Consider the following 15,497-nt stretch of genomic DNA (forward strand, 5'->3'; position numbering starts at 1 on the left):
GACCCCTACTCACCGGGCTTGATCAGGTACCCCGCGCCGCGCCGGGTGTGGATCATCGGCGTGCGCCCGGCGTCGATCTTCTTGCGGAGGTAGGAGATGTAGAGCTCGACCACGTTGGCCTGGCCGCCGAAGTCGTAGTTCCAGACCCGGTCGAGGATCTGCGCCTTGCTGAGCACCCGGCGCGGGTTGCGCATGAGGAAGCGCAGCAGCTCGAACTCGGTGGCCGTGACGTGGATCGACTGCCCGCCCCGGCTCACCTCGTGGCTGTCCTCGTCCAGGACCAGGTCCCCGACGACGAGCGTGGACTCGGAGCGCCCGGCGGCGACGGCCGAGCCCGAGCGGCGGATGAGCCCGCGCAGCCGGGCGACGACCTCCTCCAGGCTGAACGGCTTGGTCACGTAGTCGTCGCCGCCCGCCGTGAGCCCGGCGATCCGGTCCTCCACGGCGTCCCGGGCGGTCAGGAAGAGGACCGGGACATCGGCGTACTCCCGGCGCAGCCGGCCCAGCACGGACAGCCCGTCCATGTCCGGCAGCATCACGTCGAGCACCACGGCGTCCGGACGGAAGTCGCGCGCGGCCCGCACCGCTCCGGCCCCGTCCCCGGCGCTCCGCACCTCCCACCCCTCGTAGCGCAGGGCCATCGAGAGCAGCTCGGCGAGCGGAGCCTCGTCGTCCACGACCAGGACGCGCACAGGGGTACGGTCCGGCCTGCGCAGTTCGGTACGCCCCTGGGGCGCGATCGTCGTCGTCATGGGCCCCACTCTGTGAGCCACCCGTGAGAGAACCCTGACCCGTGTCTGTGAATTGCCTGAGAAAGCTGCGCGAGGTCCTGAGGGCCCTGAGCACGGGGGCCCTGAGGCGCGGGAGCTAAGGCGTGTCCGGCAGCTCGAACAACGCGGCGGCGTTCCCGTGGCAGACCGCGCGCAGCCACGCGTCCCCCAGCCCGAGCCGCTCCAGCGCGTCGAGCTGATGGACGTACGGGTACGGGATGTTCGGGAAGTCCGTCCCCAGCAGGATCCGGTCGCCCAGATCGGCCAGCCGCCCCCGCTCGGCCGCCGGGAACGGGCTGAACCCCTCGCTGAAATCGGTGAACGCCATCGTCGTGTCCAGCCGGACCTCCGGGTACGCCTGCGCCAGCGCCAGGAACTCCGCGTACTCCGGCATCCCCATGTGCGCGACGACCAGCCGCAGCCGGGGGTGGCGCGCCAGCAGCCGCCCGACCGGCCCGGGCCCGGTGAACCGCCCCGGCGCGGGACCCGAACCGCAGTGCGTCACCACCGGCACACCGGCCTCCGCGAGCAGTCCCCACGCCGGGTCGAGCAGCGGGTCGTTGGGGTCGTACGCACCCACCTGGAGGTGCGACTTGAAGACCCGCGCCCCGTTCTCGACGGCCTCCTTCACGTACGTCTCCACGCCCTCCTCCGGGAAGAGGGTCGCGGTGTGCAGGCAGTCGGGCGTCCGGGCGGCGAAGTCGGCGGCCCAGCCGTTCAGCCAGCGGGCCATGCCGGGCTTGTGCGGGTAGATCATCGACGTGAAGCGCAGCACCCCGAAGGCGCGCAGCACCTCCAGCCGCCGCTCCTCCTCGTACCGGTAGCTGATCGGCCACTCCAGGCCGGTGAGCGGCCCGACGGCGTCGAAGTAGGCCCACACCTTGCGCAGGACCTGCTCCGGCATGAAGTGGGTGTGGACGTCGATGATCCCGGGGAGCCCGATCCGCTCGCGGAACCGCGCGACGTCATCGCTTTCCGTGTCCATGCACAGCCCTTTCACCGTTCCCCGCTCGCGGACCGCGGTGCGCGGGCCACTGGCTGCGGGCCGCATGCCGCGGACCACAGTTCGTGGACCACAGAAGGCAGTTCACGATCCGTGGGCCACAAGTGGCGAACCAGGAACCGCCGCCCGCGGTTGACCGTCCGCAGCCCGCAGGTTGTCAGAACAACCCACCCTGCACACCGCCGCCGCCGATGTCGATGAGGGGGACGCCGACACCGACGCCGTTCCCGGTCTCCGCCGTCAGATCCCACCCGGTGATCAGCCGCGTGTCCAGCACGACCACGCCACCGCCACCTCCCCCACCACCGCCTGTCACCGCGAGGTGCAGATCCGGCCCGGCCGCCGCGACGAGCCGGCCCGCGACGACACCCCCGTCCACCAGCTCCCGCACCGACCGGATGGGCGCGGGCGTCCCGCTCAGTCCGAACACCTCGACCTGGTCCACGACTTCGAGGGGGAGTCGCTCCAACGAGTCGGGCCAGCCGCGCCCTTCGAGCGCGGCGGCCCGACCGTACAGCTCCGCGACCGCCTCCGCGCGCTCCCCGGCCCCGGGCAACCGCCCGCGCACGGCCCGCTTTCCGGCGTACGGGATGCGGTCGGGAACGCCGAGCGCCGCCCGCAGCACCTCCTCGGTCCGCCGGGCCGCCATGAGGGGACCGCGCCCCAGCCAGGTGAAGGCGACGGCCCCCTGCTCCCGCAGCCGGGCGGCCCCGCGCTCCTCCCCGGTGATCCCGACCTTGACGAGTCCGGGCCCGAACCAGGCGAGGTACACGCGGTACGTCCGGGGGTCGTCCGCCAGCGTGTCGGCGGCCACGGAGTGCGCCCGGTCCAGCCGCGCACACTCGGCGCACCGCCCGCCGGTCGAGCGCCCGGGCACCACCGCGGCGAGCGGGCAGACGTTCCCCCGGGCCCCCACGCAGTGCCGCTCGCCGAGGGCGCGGAACCCGAGGCCGGTCCCGTACGCGAGGACGCTCACCCGCCGGTCGCCGCCCCTGCGCCATCCCAGCTCGGGCGCCTCCCCGGGCCAGCGCACGCCGGTGCACCACCACCCGCCGGACCACCCGTCACCCATCCGGCACTCCTCGTCGCAGCCGCTCCAGCGCGCGGGGCGAGCCTGTTCCGCCCCGGCGCGGCGATGCTACGCGTAGCCTCCGACACCCTCGATCCGCTGCCGCATCGCGGCCATGCGCCGGACGAAGCGGCGGTTGAACCAGATCATCCAGCCCATGAACACCACACCGAATCCGAGCATCCACAGTCCCGCCGGCACGTTCCCGGAGGCGAACCAGAGGAACGGCGTCCCGATGAAGATCAGGCCGAGCAGGGGGAAGGCCCACCGCCGGCTGCGCCGCAGCTTCTCCTCCCGCCGCCGGATCAGCCGGACCATGGCCTCCTGCTCGGCCGGGTCGTCGGGCGCTTCGCCGTTCCTGGCGATGCGCCGCTCCATCTCCGGCACCCGGTCGGGTTCGGTGCCCACGGCGCGGGCGTCCTTGCGCCGCCGCCGCATGAGGAACCACGTCATGAACGCGGCGTAGAAGATCCCGCCGATCAGGATTCCCGGCCACGAGGACCAGCCGTTCAGGGCCAGCCGGATGCCCACCCAGACGACGAGCAGCATCAGCCCGAGCACCCACCAGCGGTCCTGCCAACGCCCGTACGATCTCTGCCCCTTCGCCCCCATGACCACCTCCGCGACGCGGGGCGTGCCCCTCACTCCCCGTACCTCGTCGGCTACCCCGCCCCCGCCCGTCCGAACGGCCGCCGGACGTTCCCGTTAGGATCCGGGCCATGGCGCTGACCGGGAACCAGGTGGACCTGTTCGAGGCTTCCATGCCCCGGCTGAAGGCCATCGCGTACCGCCTCCTCGGCTCGGCGAGCGACGCGGAGGACGCCGTGCAGGACACGTTCCTGCGGTGGCAGGCCGCCGACGTCGAGCGCATCGAGGTGCCCGAGGCGTGGCTGACGAAGGTGCTCACCAACCTCTGCCTCAACGAACTCACCTCGGCGCGCGCCCGGCGGGAGACGTACGTCGGCCAGTGGCTGCCCGAACCGCTGCTCGCGGGCGACCCGATGCTCGGCCCCGCCGACACCGCCGAGCAGCGCGAGTCCGTCTCGTTCGCGGTCCTCACCCTGATGGAGCGGCTGACCCCCAACGAGCGGGTGGTCTACGTGCTGCGGGAGGCGTTCGGCTACCCGCACCGCCGGATCGCGGAGATCCTGGACATCACGGAGGCGTCCGCCCAGCAGATCTTCCACCGCGCGAAGCGGCACATCGCGGCGGGCCGGACCCGTACGGAGATCGACGGGGCGGCCGCCCGGCGGATCGTCGAGGAGTTCCTGACGGCCGCCACCAGCGGCCGGACCGAACCGCTCGTCCGGTTGCTCACCTCGGACAGCATCGCGGTCGGCGACGGCGGCGGGAAGGTGCCGGCCCGCAGGAGGCCGTTCGAGGGCGCGAAGGCCGTCGCGACGTTCATGCGGAGCCTGTTCACCCCCAACCAGGCGGCCCGCAGGCTCATCGGCGGCACCGCGGAGATCCACCTCTCCTCCGCCAACGGGCAGCCCTCGCTGGTGATCGTGGTCGCCGGCCGCGTCATCAGCGTGATGTGCCTGGAGATCACCGAGGACGGCATCGCCGCGTTCCGCAACCAGGCCAACCCCGACAAGCTGGAGCGGGCGACGCGGCAGTGGGCGGCGACGGACCGCGGAGAACCGCTGATCAGCATCCACGACGACGAGTGACGCAGGCCACATCACCCATCTGTCAGTAAACGCGGGGCTGCCCGGTTCAAGGGGCGAAACCACGCGAGACAGGGAGTGGCAGGACATGCAGCAGAACACGCGGCACACCGCCCACCAGCACCGCATCGTCGTCGTCGGAGCCGGCTACACCGGAGCGAGCGCCGCCGGGCGCCTCGCGGCACGGCTGCACCGCGAGGACGTCTCCATCACGCTCGTGAACGCCGAACCGGACTTCGTCGAACGCGTCCGCCTGCACCAGCTCGCGGTGGGCCAGAACCTGCTCCCCCGCCCGCTCGACGCGATGTTCGCGGGCACCGGGGTGCGGCTGAGGATCGCCAGGGTCACCGGCATCGACGTGGACGCCCTCACGGTGACGGTGACCCCGCCCGAGGCCCCGGCGGGGTCCGGCGCGGAGGACATCCCGTACGACACCCTCGTCTACGCCCTCGGCAGCGCCTGGAACACCCACGGCGTCCCCGGCGTGGAGAAGCACGCCCACGACATCGCCGGCCGCGCCGGGGCCCTGCGCCTGCGGGACCGCCTGGCGGACCTCGCCCCCGGCAGCCCGGTCGCGGTCGTCGGCGGCGGACTCACCGGGGTGGAGGCGGCGACGGAGCTGGCGGAGACCCGCCCGGACCTCGCCGTGTCGCTGATCTCCCGGGGCCCGCTGGGCGACTGGCTCTCCCCGAAGGGCACCCGCCACCTGCGGAAGGTGTTCGCCGGTCTGCGGATCACCGTCCACGAGAACACGGACGTCACCGCCGTGCACGCGGACCGGGCCACCACCACCGGCGGCGACGTCCCGGCCGAGGCCACCCTCTGGACGACGGGGTTCGCGGTCCACCCGATCGCGCGGGCCACGACGCTGGAGACGGCCGAGGACGGCCAGATCACGGTCGACGCCACGATGCGCTCGACCTCCCACCCGGACGTGTACGCCATCGGCGACGCGGCCCGGGCGGCCGGCCCCGGCGGCAAACCGCTTCGCATGTCCTGCGCCTCGGGCGTCCCCTCCGCCTGGCAGGCCGCCGACGCCATCGCCGCCCGCCTGACCGGCACCAAGCTCCCGACGATCTCGGCCCGCTACGTCAACCAGTGCGTCTCGCTGGGCCGCAAGGAGGGCCTGATCCAGTACGTCACCGCCGACGACCGCGCCGTCAGCGCGGCCCTGACCGGCCGCCCGGCCGCGCTCTACAAGGAACTGGTCTGCAAGGCCGCGGCCTGGGGCGTCGCCCACCCGACCCTGTCCCTACCGACCCGCCGCCGCAGGCTGACGACCGAACGGGCACGAGCAGGCGCGGGCGCGCCGACAGCCTGACCTCCATCACGGAACCCCACCCGCCCCGGACCACCCGATGCTCACCCTCGGCCGGGCACCCGGCCTCCCGTACTCCAGGACCCGGGGCAGCACCGCCTCTGCCGCAGGGCGCCTGAGGCCCAGTCGCCGACAGCGCTCGTATTCGTACTGCCCATTCGAAACCTTCGGAATCTCCCGACAGCCTGTGCGATGATCGCCATGCGATCGGGGGGCCGTCAATTCTGCATGAAACGGTCGCTTCGGGCCGCACATCGCCGCCAATTTCACGAAAGGCCATCCGTGCGCAGGCTCGTCTACTACATAGCCACCACGCTCGACGGTTTCATCGCCGGGCCGGACGGCGCCGATCCCACCGGCCCGAACGGCTTCTGGCCCATTCCTGACGATTACCTTCAGCACATCGTGACCGAATACCCGGAGACGCTGCCCGCTCCAGCTCGAGCGGCACTGTCCGTCACGGCAGAGGGGACCCGCTTTGACACCGTCCTCGAAGGACGACGCAGCTACGAGATCGGCCTTGCGGCCGGGATCACCGATGCCTATCCCCACCTGCGTCATCTCGTCTTCTCACGAACCCTGTCCGAGAGCCCGGACCCTGCGGTCGAGCTGGTAGCCGATGATCCAGTGGCGAAGGTGCGAGAGCTGAAGCAAGAGGACGGCAAGGACATCTGGTTGATCGGTGGCGCGGAGCTGGCCAATGCTCTGTACGCCGAGATCGATCAGCTGGTCCTCAAGGTGGGATCGCTGACTATCGGTGCCGGGATACCGCTCTTTTCTCATAAGTCCACCTTCGAACCGCGCCGATGGGAACTCACCGACCATGTATCCCTGAAGAGCGGAGCGCTGTTCCTCACCTATACGCGCGTCACCGACCAGGCCTGACCCTGCCCACGAGCTCGGCGAAGCCTCAATGACCGAGTCAAGGCGCCGGGCGATACGGAGGGCGGCGCCCGTACGAGGCCGAGGCTTTGAGGTCTGTGCTCATCCTTATCAGGTCGATCTCAAAGGCGTCTTGGCCACGGTCAGGTGGACCATGACCAAGACGCCCATGCGCTGAAGTTCAGCACCGACCGGTTGCGTTCACCCCTGTTGGTGTCAGTCGAAGGTGGTCGGGAGGGGAGTCCCCGCGACGCTCGCCCTGCTCCGGCCGGCGCTCGCGAACGGCGCCCCTCCCATCCCGGAGTCTGAGCGCCCTCGCCGGAGGCATCGTCGTGAAGTCGCGAGCCTGGTTCTCGCCTCATGCCCCTCGGGCCTGCACAGCGGGCGCGCGTCGGCGGCGGCAGTGCCGAGCGGGGCCGAAGGCAGGAGCGCGGGCGCAGCCAGAGCCGGGAGCGGAAAAGCCGTTCCCGGGAGTGGACCCGGACGACGCACCCCGCGCCGAGCAGAGGCGAGCCGTCGCGAGTGGCAAGCGTCGGCCTGTGCGAGCACCGGGCAAGCTGATCGACGCCATGCTCCGTCCGGTTCCCGGTTCCCGGTTCCCGGCGCCCGGCGCCCGGCGCCCGGCCCACGATCCGGGAGGTCCGTGAGGCACTCCGCTGAGCCTCTCCCGGCTTCCGCCGTCGCCCCGAAGCGTCTCCATCAAGGCGGGAACGGCTGATGCGGTTGCTGTGTGTCGATGGTGCCCGATCCTGAAACGCCGAAGGCCCCCGGGATTTCTCCTGGGGGCCTTCGGCCTGCTGTGCACTCGGCAGGATTCGAACCTGCAACCTTCTGATCCGTAGGATCGGGCAGGTCGTTGGGCCGGGACACCCTTTTCCTCCCGGCTGATCGTTGATCATCGTGATCAACGGCCTCTGCGTGCCGTCGTTGCCGTCAAGGTTGCCGTCAGCTCGGGCCAGCGGCACCGGCTCGTAGCGTAGGCGATCGCCGCAACGCCGAACCTAGGCCGCCAAGGTCGTGGGCTTGGCTGTCTGCTCCAGCTCCTTGAAGATGACGTTGAGGACTTCGAGTTCCTCACCGGTGAACAGGTCATTGGGGCCGCCCGGGGCAAGATCGGCAAACGAATCCTCGTAGAGGTCGCCCAAGCCCAGGATTCCACGCTTCGCCACTGTATCGATGATCAACGTCAGGAAGTCGATCTGGCGGGAGCTAAGCTGCTTACCCGTGCAGAAGACCTCGAACGCCCTCTGTGCCGCCTGTCGATCCAGCCCGCACAGCCCGCGCACGAACAGCCCAAGGCCGCCGGAGGACCGCACCTCGTCGAGGTCCTCCGGGAAGGCGATGGCCTCTGCCAGGAAAATCTCCTCCAGGTGCGCGAGATCGAGTTCGGTGATCTGCTCATTGAGACGCAGTTTGCGCACCACCGGCTGGTCCTCATGACGCAGGAGGTAGGCCCGGGCCTTCTGCTTGAAACGCTGTTCGTCCGTGCCCTGGGGCATCCCCTGGATCTCGGCCTCGGTGATGTCACCGAGCTGGTCGACGAAGTCGGTATAGACGACGTTCCGCTTGACCTTGGGGTCGGTGAGCCGGGCGAGCCGGCGCATACGGCGGCGCATATCCTCCAGCATCGGGAGGGTCACATCGCTCCACCACTCCTCGCCTGCCACCGCTTCCAGCAGCACGGCCTGTTCGCCGACCGCCGGGATGTTCGTCTTGGTGAGCAGGTTGGACGCGATGTCCTGGATCTTCGCGCGCAGCTTGGCGAAGTCCTTGCCGCCTTCCAGCGCGGCTAGCTGGAGACCGTACGCCATCAGGTCGAACCGCTTGGCCTCCTCGCCCGTCTCTTCGTCGTCCGGGCGGTACTCGCTGGGCAGTCCGAGCAGATGGTCGCGGATCGCGGTGTCCGCGTCGTCGTCCACCCGGTGCCAGCTTCCGAAGTCGCTGAAGACCTCGACCTCGCGGCGGTGCGGGCGGACCAGGAAGTTGTCCAGGTTCATGCCGGTGACAGTGTGATGCAGCCGGTGGGCTAGTGACCAGCGGATCTCCGCCTCTGTGCCGATCGCGTCGGGGCCGGCGTCCCGTGCCGGGTCAGGCTGCTGCCGCTTGTCCAGGACCCGTACCAGGTCGAGCTGACGCTGGAGGAGCTTTTCGGTGAGGGTAACGGCCCTGCGCCCCTCCGATCGGTCGAGCTGACTGTTGAAGAAGTCGATGTTGCCGCAGAAGTCGAAGACGTAGAAGTTCCGCTTGCCGTGGTCGGGGTTATCGGGGTCGGGGCCGTAGAGGGCGGGGCGCAGGCGGGTGCCGCGGCCGATCATCTGCCAGAACTTGGTCTTGGAGAAGACCGGCTTGGCGAAGACCAGGTTCACCACCTCGGGCACGTCGATGCCGGTGTCAAGCATGTCGACGGAGATGGCGATGTCGGGGGCGTTCGGCGGGTTCTTCGGGTTGGAGAAGTCGTCAATGAGGGACTGGGCGTACGTCTCCTTGTACGTGATCACGCGCGCGGCGTGGCCGGCACCCTGCGGGTAGTTCGCGTTGTATCGCTCCTCTATGTACCGGGCGTGGTCGTTGTTCTTAGCGAAGATGATTGTCTTGCCGAGCCGGTCGCCGCCCTCGACGCGGTGGCCGCGCGTCATCAGCGTCTCCAACATCGTGTCCACGGTGTTCTTATTGAAGAGGACCTCGTTCATCTCGTGCCGACTCACCGCGTCCGGGATGTCACCGTCCTCGGTCCACTCCTTAGCGTCCCACTCAGCCTTCTCCTCCTCTGAAAGATCGGCGTAGCGGATGCCCTGCTCCATGAACTTCAGCGGCACCTTCACAGCCTTGGGCAGGACGAGGTAGCCCTCGGCGGCGGCTTCATGGAGGTCGTAGGAGTCGGTCGGGACCCCGTCCTCCATGGCGAAGAGCTTGTACGTGTTGTGGTCGATCTCGTCCTTGGGCGTGGCGGTCAGGCCGAGCAGGAGCGAGTCGAAGTAGCGGAACAGCTCGCCGTACTTCGCGTACACGGAGCGGTGCGCCTCGTCGATGACGATCAGGTCGAAGTGGCCGGGCCCGAAGCGGCGGCGACCCGCACCGTCCATGACGTCGATCTGCTTCATCATCGTCTGGTACGTGGAGAGGTAGACGCGGGCCGCGGCGGCCTTGTCGTCGAGCAGGCTGGCCACGGGGGTGTTCGGCAGGTTCTCCTTGAACGCCTTCATCGCCTGGGTGACCAGCGCCTGCCGGTCGGCGAGGAACAGCACCCGCTGCGCCCAGCCCGCCTTCATCAGCTGGTCCACGAGGGCCACGGTGGTACGGGTCTTGCCGGTGCCGGTCGCCATGACGAGCAGCGCCTGACGGACGCGGTCCCGCTCAAAGGTCTCGCCCACTCGCTTGATCGCACGAAGCTGGTAAGGGCGGCCAGCGATCTTCTCGTTCACTGGCGTGGACGTGAGGGAAAGGCGTCCGGCGCGCTGACGGATGTGCCAGTGCAGCTCATCCTTGGTGAAGAAGCCCTGCACCTGGCGGGGCGGGTAGCCGAGGCCGTCGTCCCAGAGGTAGGTCCGGTACCCGTTGGTGTAGAAGATCACCGGGCGGCGGTTGAACTGGGCTTCGAGCGCGTCGGCGTACAGCTTCGCCTGCTGCTGCCCGTCGCGGGCGTCCCGCTGGGTCTTCTTGGCTTCGACGACGGCGAGGGGCTTGCCGTCATCGCCCCAGAGCACGTAGTCGACGTACCCCTTGCCCGTCTTGGTGGGCATCCCGGTCGCTATCGGGTACTCGGTGTCCTTGCCCGGGATGAGGAGGTCCCAGCCCGCTTCCTTGAGGAGCAGGTCGATGAAGGCGTCGCGGGTTGCCTTCTCGTCATAGTCGTGGGTGTCCTGTACCGCCTGATTGGCGGCCTTGGCGGCGGCGATCTGCTTCTTGAGCTCTTCGAGCTGTTGGGCGAGGTCCGCGTTCTGCGCGCGCTCGGCGGCCAGCTCTTCCGCCTGCTGCTTGAAGCGCGCCTCGTCCTCCGCCTCCTTGGCCTTGAGTTCAACCTGCTTTAGCGCGCGGGCCTGCGGGGAAAGCGGGCGCGGTACGGCGCTGGTGTCGAACTCCAGCCCGGCGGGCGGCAGAGCCGAAGCCTGGCGGGTGTAGGTACGGGCGAACCAGTAGAGGGAGTGGAACAGCTCCTTGACGCTGGCCTCGGCGACGGTCTTCGGGACAGGGGCGGCCTTATGCACGGCGTTGTTGCCGTGCCGGCGGATGAGGTCCATCTTGGCGTTGACCGTCGGCCCGACGAGCTGCCGAAAGCTCGGCTCGTGGAGCATCGCCGCGAGGTCCTTCTTGTAGGGCTCGCTGAGGCTGCTGTCCGTGTCGTACATCCATCGCGCTGTGATCTCGATGGCGCGGCGAGCGTAGAAGCAGGCGGCACGGGGGTCGTGGTGGATCAGCCGCTCGGCGCGGGTCGCCTCATCGGAGAGGACTGGCCACTCGGCACGAAGGAAAGTGAAGTTACCGCTTGCGGTGCGGCCAATATTGTCGGCGGTGGCGCGGTCGCGGGCCTGCTCATCCTGTTGGGCGTGCGACTGGTCGTCGCTGTTTCGCTCGTTCCCCATGCCGGTGTCCCTCCCCTGTTACATGGCCTCTTTCGTACGGATCCGGGACGCCCCGAACCTGCACGAGGCCGACTTTTCTTGTCTATCTCCTACAGCAAAACCACCACCCTTGGGCCGGACTCCCCTGCCCGGCCGCATGGGCGGCATGTGACAGCGGCCGGCGCCGGCCACCGTGCGCGACGAGAGCGACTTACGCTGCTTCGCCGGTCGCTTCATAATTCCAGAGGGCGCCGGAGAAAGCACGGTACTGGAGAGAGGTAAAGAGTTCATCCAGGGTGGCGAGGTTTCTCGCATGAGATTCCTGTAGTTGCCTAACCCGCGAAACCCTGTCAAGAAACTGACGCTGTAGAGAAACTTCCGGTAGCGGAATCAAGAATTCCGCGATCTGCCGAAAATTCAAGCCCGGCTTCGTCTGCCCGTATTGCATATCTGAAATCTGCCTCTGCCCACCGAACGGGATACTCAGAAAGAAGGAGAGGAAGTCCGGAACAATCTTCTCCTGCACAGGGCGAAGAATAGCAACGTGCTGGCTCACATACGCTCCAGAAAGATTTTCCGGAACCGCTGAAACCCTCCCGATGCGTGAGCCAGTGATCGTGAGCAGCACGTCTCCAACCTCAACCCGAGTACGGCGTGCCTCAGCATTGTCAGGAGCTTGGACGTAAGCGACTTCGTCAATCTCGATAGAATTCATTTGGACATCAAGCGACCGAATGAAGATGCTACCGGAATCCGAGTAATACTTCGCCCATCCACGGCCACCACTCGTAATGAATGAAAGTTGCTCCCCGAGCGGCACTACCGGATGACCTTCTCCCGTGCCGAACATTTCGAAAAAGATGGACTGGGCAAGGTCGTCGAGGAGAGTGATGGCCTCCCGACGCTTGGTGCGAAGAATGTCCACCTCGTCGAGGACGGCGGCGATACGCTTCTGATACGCAAGGGGAGGGAGTGGGATTTTAAGAGACAGCAGGCTGTCTTTGCTCACCGTGGCTTGATTTACCCATTGCTTACATAGGCCACGGAAGACTCCCGACTCGAACTGAGAAGTCAGCCAACGACTGAGGTATTTAGGGTCGAGTTCCTCGTCATCGGTACGAATTCTCTGGAAGTGATTACTGTAGACCACTTCCTCATCGATGCCGGACCAGAATAGCGTCTTCCCCACCAAGTCGGGACTGTTAGTAGCATTGAATAGCACGTCGCCAGGGCGTAGCTTACTTTTCTCAATACCCGGATGATTCCGAGGCACTCGTCGTTGTTTGCTCAGATCAATGCCACCCGACTTGGTGACATTGTTCATCCGGATTTGAAAGACCCCATTTGCGTCAACCTCTCCGCACGCAAATCCCGGCTTGACCTCGTTAACAAGATCCTTGAGCGATCGCCTTCTCAGCTCGCTCATACCAGCATTCCCTTCAGCTCCTCCGTGCCCTTGGCGATTTCCTCGTTTAGAAGCTCAAGGTCCGCCAAGATCTCCGTGGGCGTCCGCGTCACGATTTCCTCGTGGACCGTCTCCTTGTAGCGGTTGAGGGAGAGGTCGTAACCCTGGGCCGCGATGTCTGCCTTTGGTACGCAGAAGCTCTGCTCGGTTCTCGCCCGGTCCCTCTCCGTGCCGTCTCGCTCCTGCCAGCGAGCCAGAACGTCCGGAAGATTGTTCTTCACGAGTTCGTCCGGCGTCAGTGGGTCACCCTGCGGGCGTACGCCCAGGCGATCCTCCGGCAGCAGCGCGTTGCGCTTGTCGTCCAGGCTCAAACCGTCCGCCCGCACGTCATAGAACCAGACGTGGTCCGTACCGCCCGAGTCCGTCCTCGTGAAGAACAGAATCGCCGTCGATACACCGGCGTATGGCTTGAAGACCCCGCTTGGGAGCTTGACCACCGCCTGGAGCTGCTGTTCCTCCACCAGAATTCGGCGCAGCTCCTTGTGCGCCTTGCTCGAACCGAAGCACCCCATCGGGGACGATGACGGCCGCCCGGCCGCCGGGCTTCAGGAGCCGCAAGAACAGAGCCAGGAACAGCAGTTCCGTCTTCTTCGTCTTGACGATGCGCTGGAGGTCCACCGCCGTGGACTCGTAGTCCAAGCTCCCCGCGAAAGGCGGGTTCGCAAGGATCAGGGAGTAGCGCTCCGCCTCGTCGGCCGCGCTCTCCGCAAGCGAGTCACGGTGCCGAATGTCCGGGTTCTCCACGCCATGGAGCAACATGTTCATGGAGCCGATGCGAAGCATCGTATTGTCGAAGTCGAAGCCGTGGAATGTCTCCTCGTTGAAGCGCTTGCGCTGCTCGACACCTAGCAGCGCCTCGCGGTGCACCCGCTGCATGTACGACGCCGCCTGCACCAGGAAGCCGGCCGTGCCGCACGCCGGGTCACAGATTTCGTCGCGCGGCCCCGGCTGGGTCATCTCGACCATCAGGTCGATGATGTGGCGTGGCGTGCGGAACTGGCCGTTCTGGCCAGCCGTGGCGATCTTCGCGAGCATGTACTCGTAGATGTCGCCCTTGGTGTCGCTGCTGTCCATGGAGATGTCGTCGAGCAGGTCGACGACCTTCGCCAAAAGGTTGGGCCCTGGGATCGTGAACCGGGCGTCCTTCATGTGGTGGGAGTACGTCGATGCGTCCCCGCCCATGCGACGCAGGTACGGAAAGACGCCATCAGCGACGAACCCGTACATGATCTCGGGGTCCTTGACCTTGAAGTTCTGCCAGCGCAGCTCCTGCTGGTCGTCCGAGAAGAAGGGGGCCAGGTCGGCCTTGCCCGTTGCGGTCGCCTTGCGGTCCTTGCGGGTCTGGATCTCGTCCAGCCGCTTGATGAAGAGCAGGTATGTGATCTGCTCCATCACCTCCAGCGGGTTGGCGATGCCACCGGACCAGAACGCGTCCCAGACGCGTCCCACCTTGCTCTTCAGTTCGCCCGTAATCACACGGAGGATCCTACGGCCCCCGAGTCCCACACCATCCAGACTTGACAAGCCCGAGACTCCACCATCTTGCGTCTCAGGCATCGGCCTCCGCGCACACCGTCTTGCCGGGCCCCATCCCGCAGCTTCGCTGTCACGCCGGCTACCTGGGCGGCGTTCCTCTACTCCGCCCGTCAAGGTTGGCCGAAACCCGTACCACCTAACCGTGCTCTCGGCTTGACCGAACGTAGTCGGTCTCGGCAGGATCGGCCTTAGCAAGCAAAATATCGCGCATATGGCTGCGCAGACCCTGTGGCCGTCCCTTCTGGGGCGGCCACAGATGCGTTTTGGGAGATTCGGTGCATCTGTGCTACATCGACGAGGCGGGCAACGGGCAGACACTCGACCCCATGAGGCCTGACGCCCCTCCAGTCCTCGTCGTCGGTGGCTTCACCGTGCCCCGGGCCCAGATCAAGTCCCTCACCTGGGCCTTCCTCGACACCAAGAAGCACTACCGGCCGCAGTTGCGGAACGCGGAGCAGCTCTCCGAGGTAATCCAGCACGAGATCAAGGGTTCGGATGTCCGCAAGAATCTCCGTGCCGGCAACCACAGCTGGCAACGTGCTGCCATGGAGCTAGTGGCTTCGCTGCTCGACATGCTGGAATCCCACGAAGCCCGCATCCTCGCCCGCGTGTGGATCAAACAGGAAGGGCTGGCGTTCGACGAGTCCGGGGTGTACCCGGCCTCCGTCGCCGCGCTGAACGAGACCTTCCAGGCTCAACTCGCCCATGAGCACTCGCGCGGCATGATGGTCCTCGACAGCCGCACGAAGGTGAAGAACGCTCCCAATGTGCACTGCGTCACCACCCGTAAGTACCGCACGGGCGGTGACAGCCTCCGCGGGGTAATCGAGTCGCCGGTCTTCGGCCACAGCGACACCCACACACTTCTCCAGCTCGCCGATCTCGTGGTGTCCTCCGTGCTGTTCCCCATCGCGTGCCACGCCTACCTGAGCGACGTGACGTGGAACGTGCACTGCGACGACGCTTACCAGCCATTGCGGGAGCAGTTCGGGCAGCGATTGAAGAAGCTGCAGTTCCGGTACCAGGACCCCATGGGGAAGTGGCGCGGCGGGATCGTCGTATCCGACCGGCGGACCCAGCAGACGTCCAGCCTGATGTTCGGACCTAAGGAGACGGTCACCGTGCCGACTACTGCGATCCCGGGACAGCCAGGGACTCTGACCCCCGAGCGACGCGAGGCCGAGCTGGACGGCGGTTTGTCGCCTCTCCTGTAATGGGATGACCT

The 15,497-nt window shown here is 67.3% G+C and carries 10 protein-coding genes and 1 pseudogene; 4 read left to right on the top strand and 7 right to left on the bottom strand.

Going from position 1 to position 15,497, the window contains the following annotated elements; genetic code table 11:
- Positions 1 to 5: 5 nt before the first annotated feature.
- The 4 genes from IF19_RS0118950 to IF19_RS0118965 all read right to left on the bottom strand — a co-directional run bounded on the left by IF19_RS0118950 (position 6) and on the right by IF19_RS0118965 (position 3,487).
- Positions 6 to 752 (bottom strand): response regulator transcription factor, encoded by a 747-nt coding sequence (locus IF19_RS0118950; RefSeq protein WP_030115002.1) that lies wholly within the window; start codon positions 750 to 752, stop codon positions 6 to 8.
- Between the two features lie 115 nt (positions 753 to 867).
- Positions 868 to 1,755, bottom strand: coding sequence for an amidohydrolase family protein (locus IF19_RS0118955; RefSeq protein ID WP_030115003.1), 888 nt, complete (start codon positions 1,753 to 1,755; stop codon positions 868 to 870).
- Positions 1,756 to 1,930: 175 nt separating this feature from the next.
- Positions 1,931 to 2,845, bottom strand: a complete 915-nt coding sequence (locus tag IF19_RS0118960; protein ID WP_030115004.1) for a DUF2797 domain-containing protein — start codon at positions 2,843 to 2,845, stop codon at positions 1,931 to 1,933.
- A 66-nt stretch (positions 2,846 to 2,911) separates the two neighbouring features.
- Complete coding sequence (locus tag IF19_RS0118965) at positions 2,912 to 3,487, bottom strand: hypothetical protein (protein WP_234310641.1); 576 nt, start codon at positions 3,485 to 3,487, stop codon at positions 2,912 to 2,914.
- Between the two features lie 74 nt (positions 3,488 to 3,561).
- Between IF19_RS0118965 and sigJ the strand changes: the two genes are divergently transcribed.
- The 3 genes from sigJ to IF19_RS0118980 all read left to right on the top strand — a co-directional run bounded on the left by sigJ (position 3,562) and on the right by IF19_RS0118980 (position 6,715).
- The gene (gene sigJ, locus IF19_RS0118970; protein ID WP_030115006.1) at positions 3,562 to 4,515 is read left to right on the top strand and encodes an RNA polymerase sigma factor SigJ; all 954 of its coding nucleotides are present in this window, start codon (positions 3,562 to 3,564) and stop codon (positions 4,513 to 4,515) included.
- Positions 4,516 to 4,600: 85 nt separating this feature from the next.
- Complete coding sequence (locus IF19_RS0118975) at positions 4,601 to 5,833, top strand: NAD(P)/FAD-dependent oxidoreductase (protein WP_030115007.1); 1,233 nt, start codon at positions 4,601 to 4,603, stop codon at positions 5,831 to 5,833.
- Between the two features lie 279 nt (positions 5,834 to 6,112).
- The gene (locus IF19_RS0118980; protein WP_030115008.1) at positions 6,113 to 6,715 is read left to right on the top strand and encodes a dihydrofolate reductase family protein; all 603 of its coding nucleotides are present in this window, start codon (positions 6,113 to 6,115) and stop codon (positions 6,713 to 6,715) included.
- Between the two features lie 998 nt (positions 6,716 to 7,713).
- On the opposite strand, the gene IF19_RS0118985 is transcribed toward IF19_RS0118980, so the two are convergent.
- The 3 genes and pseudogenes from IF19_RS0118985 to IF19_RS1000000138935 all read right to left on the bottom strand — a co-directional run bounded on the left by IF19_RS0118985 (position 7,714) and on the right by IF19_RS1000000138935 (position 14,293).
- Entirely contained in the window at positions 7,714 to 11,292 is a 3,579-nt protein-coding gene (locus IF19_RS0118985) for a DEAD/DEAH box helicase family protein (protein ID WP_030115009.1), read from the bottom strand.
- A 190-nt stretch (positions 11,293 to 11,482) separates the two neighbouring features.
- The gene (locus IF19_RS1000000136250) at positions 11,483 to 12,697 is read right to left on the bottom strand and encodes a restriction endonuclease subunit S (protein WP_078580930.1); all 1,215 of its coding nucleotides are present in this window, start codon (positions 12,695 to 12,697) and stop codon (positions 11,483 to 11,485) included.
- A pseudogene (locus IF19_RS1000000138935) lies at positions 12,694 to 14,293 on the bottom strand (type I restriction-modification system subunit M). The gene IF19_RS1000000136250 and the pseudogene IF19_RS1000000138935 overlap by 4 nt, the downstream one beginning before the upstream one ends.
- A gap of 254 nt (positions 14,294 to 14,547) precedes the next feature.
- On the opposite strand from IF19_RS1000000138935, the gene IF19_RS0119000 reads away from it, so the two are divergent.
- A complete protein-coding gene (locus IF19_RS0119000) occupies positions 14,548 to 15,486 on the top strand; it encodes a DUF3800 domain-containing protein (RefSeq protein ID WP_030115011.1) in 939 nt (312 codons plus the stop codon).
- Positions 15,487 to 15,497: the final 11 nt, after the last annotated feature.

The sequence above is a fragment of the Streptomyces californicus genome, assembly GCF_000717645.1.
GTDB lineage: Bacteria > Actinomycetota > Actinomycetes > Streptomycetales > Streptomycetaceae > Streptomyces > Streptomyces californicus.

What these genes read in the sequence shown, in the direction of transcription:
- IF19_RS0118950 (WP_030115002.1), bottom strand. Translation starts at nt 752, where the DNA reads ATGACGACGACGATCGCGCCCCAGGGGCGTACCGAACTGCGCAGGCCG.
- IF19_RS0118955 (WP_030115003.1), bottom strand. Translation starts at nt 1,755, where the DNA reads ATGGACACGGAAAGCGATGACGTCGCGCGGTTCCGCGAGCGGATCGGG.
- IF19_RS0118960 (WP_030115004.1), bottom strand. Translation starts at nt 2,845, where the DNA reads ATGGGTGACGGGTGGTCCGGCGGGTGGTGGTGCACCGGCGTGCGCTGG.
- sigJ (WP_030115006.1), top strand. Translation starts at nt 3,562, where the DNA reads ATGGCGCTGACCGGGAACCAGGTGGACCTGTTCGAGGCTTCCATGCCC.
- IF19_RS0118975 (WP_030115007.1), top strand. Translation starts at nt 4,601, where the DNA reads ATGCAGCAGAACACGCGGCACACCGCCCACCAGCACCGCATCGTCGTC.
- IF19_RS0118985 (WP_030115009.1), bottom strand. Translation starts at nt 11,292, where the DNA reads ATGGGGAACGAGCGAAACAGCGACGACCAGTCGCACGCCCAACAGGAT.
- IF19_RS1000000136250 (WP_078580930.1), bottom strand. Translation starts at nt 12,697, where the DNA reads ATGAGCGAGCTGAGAAGGCGATCGCTCAAGGATCTTGTTAACGAGGTC.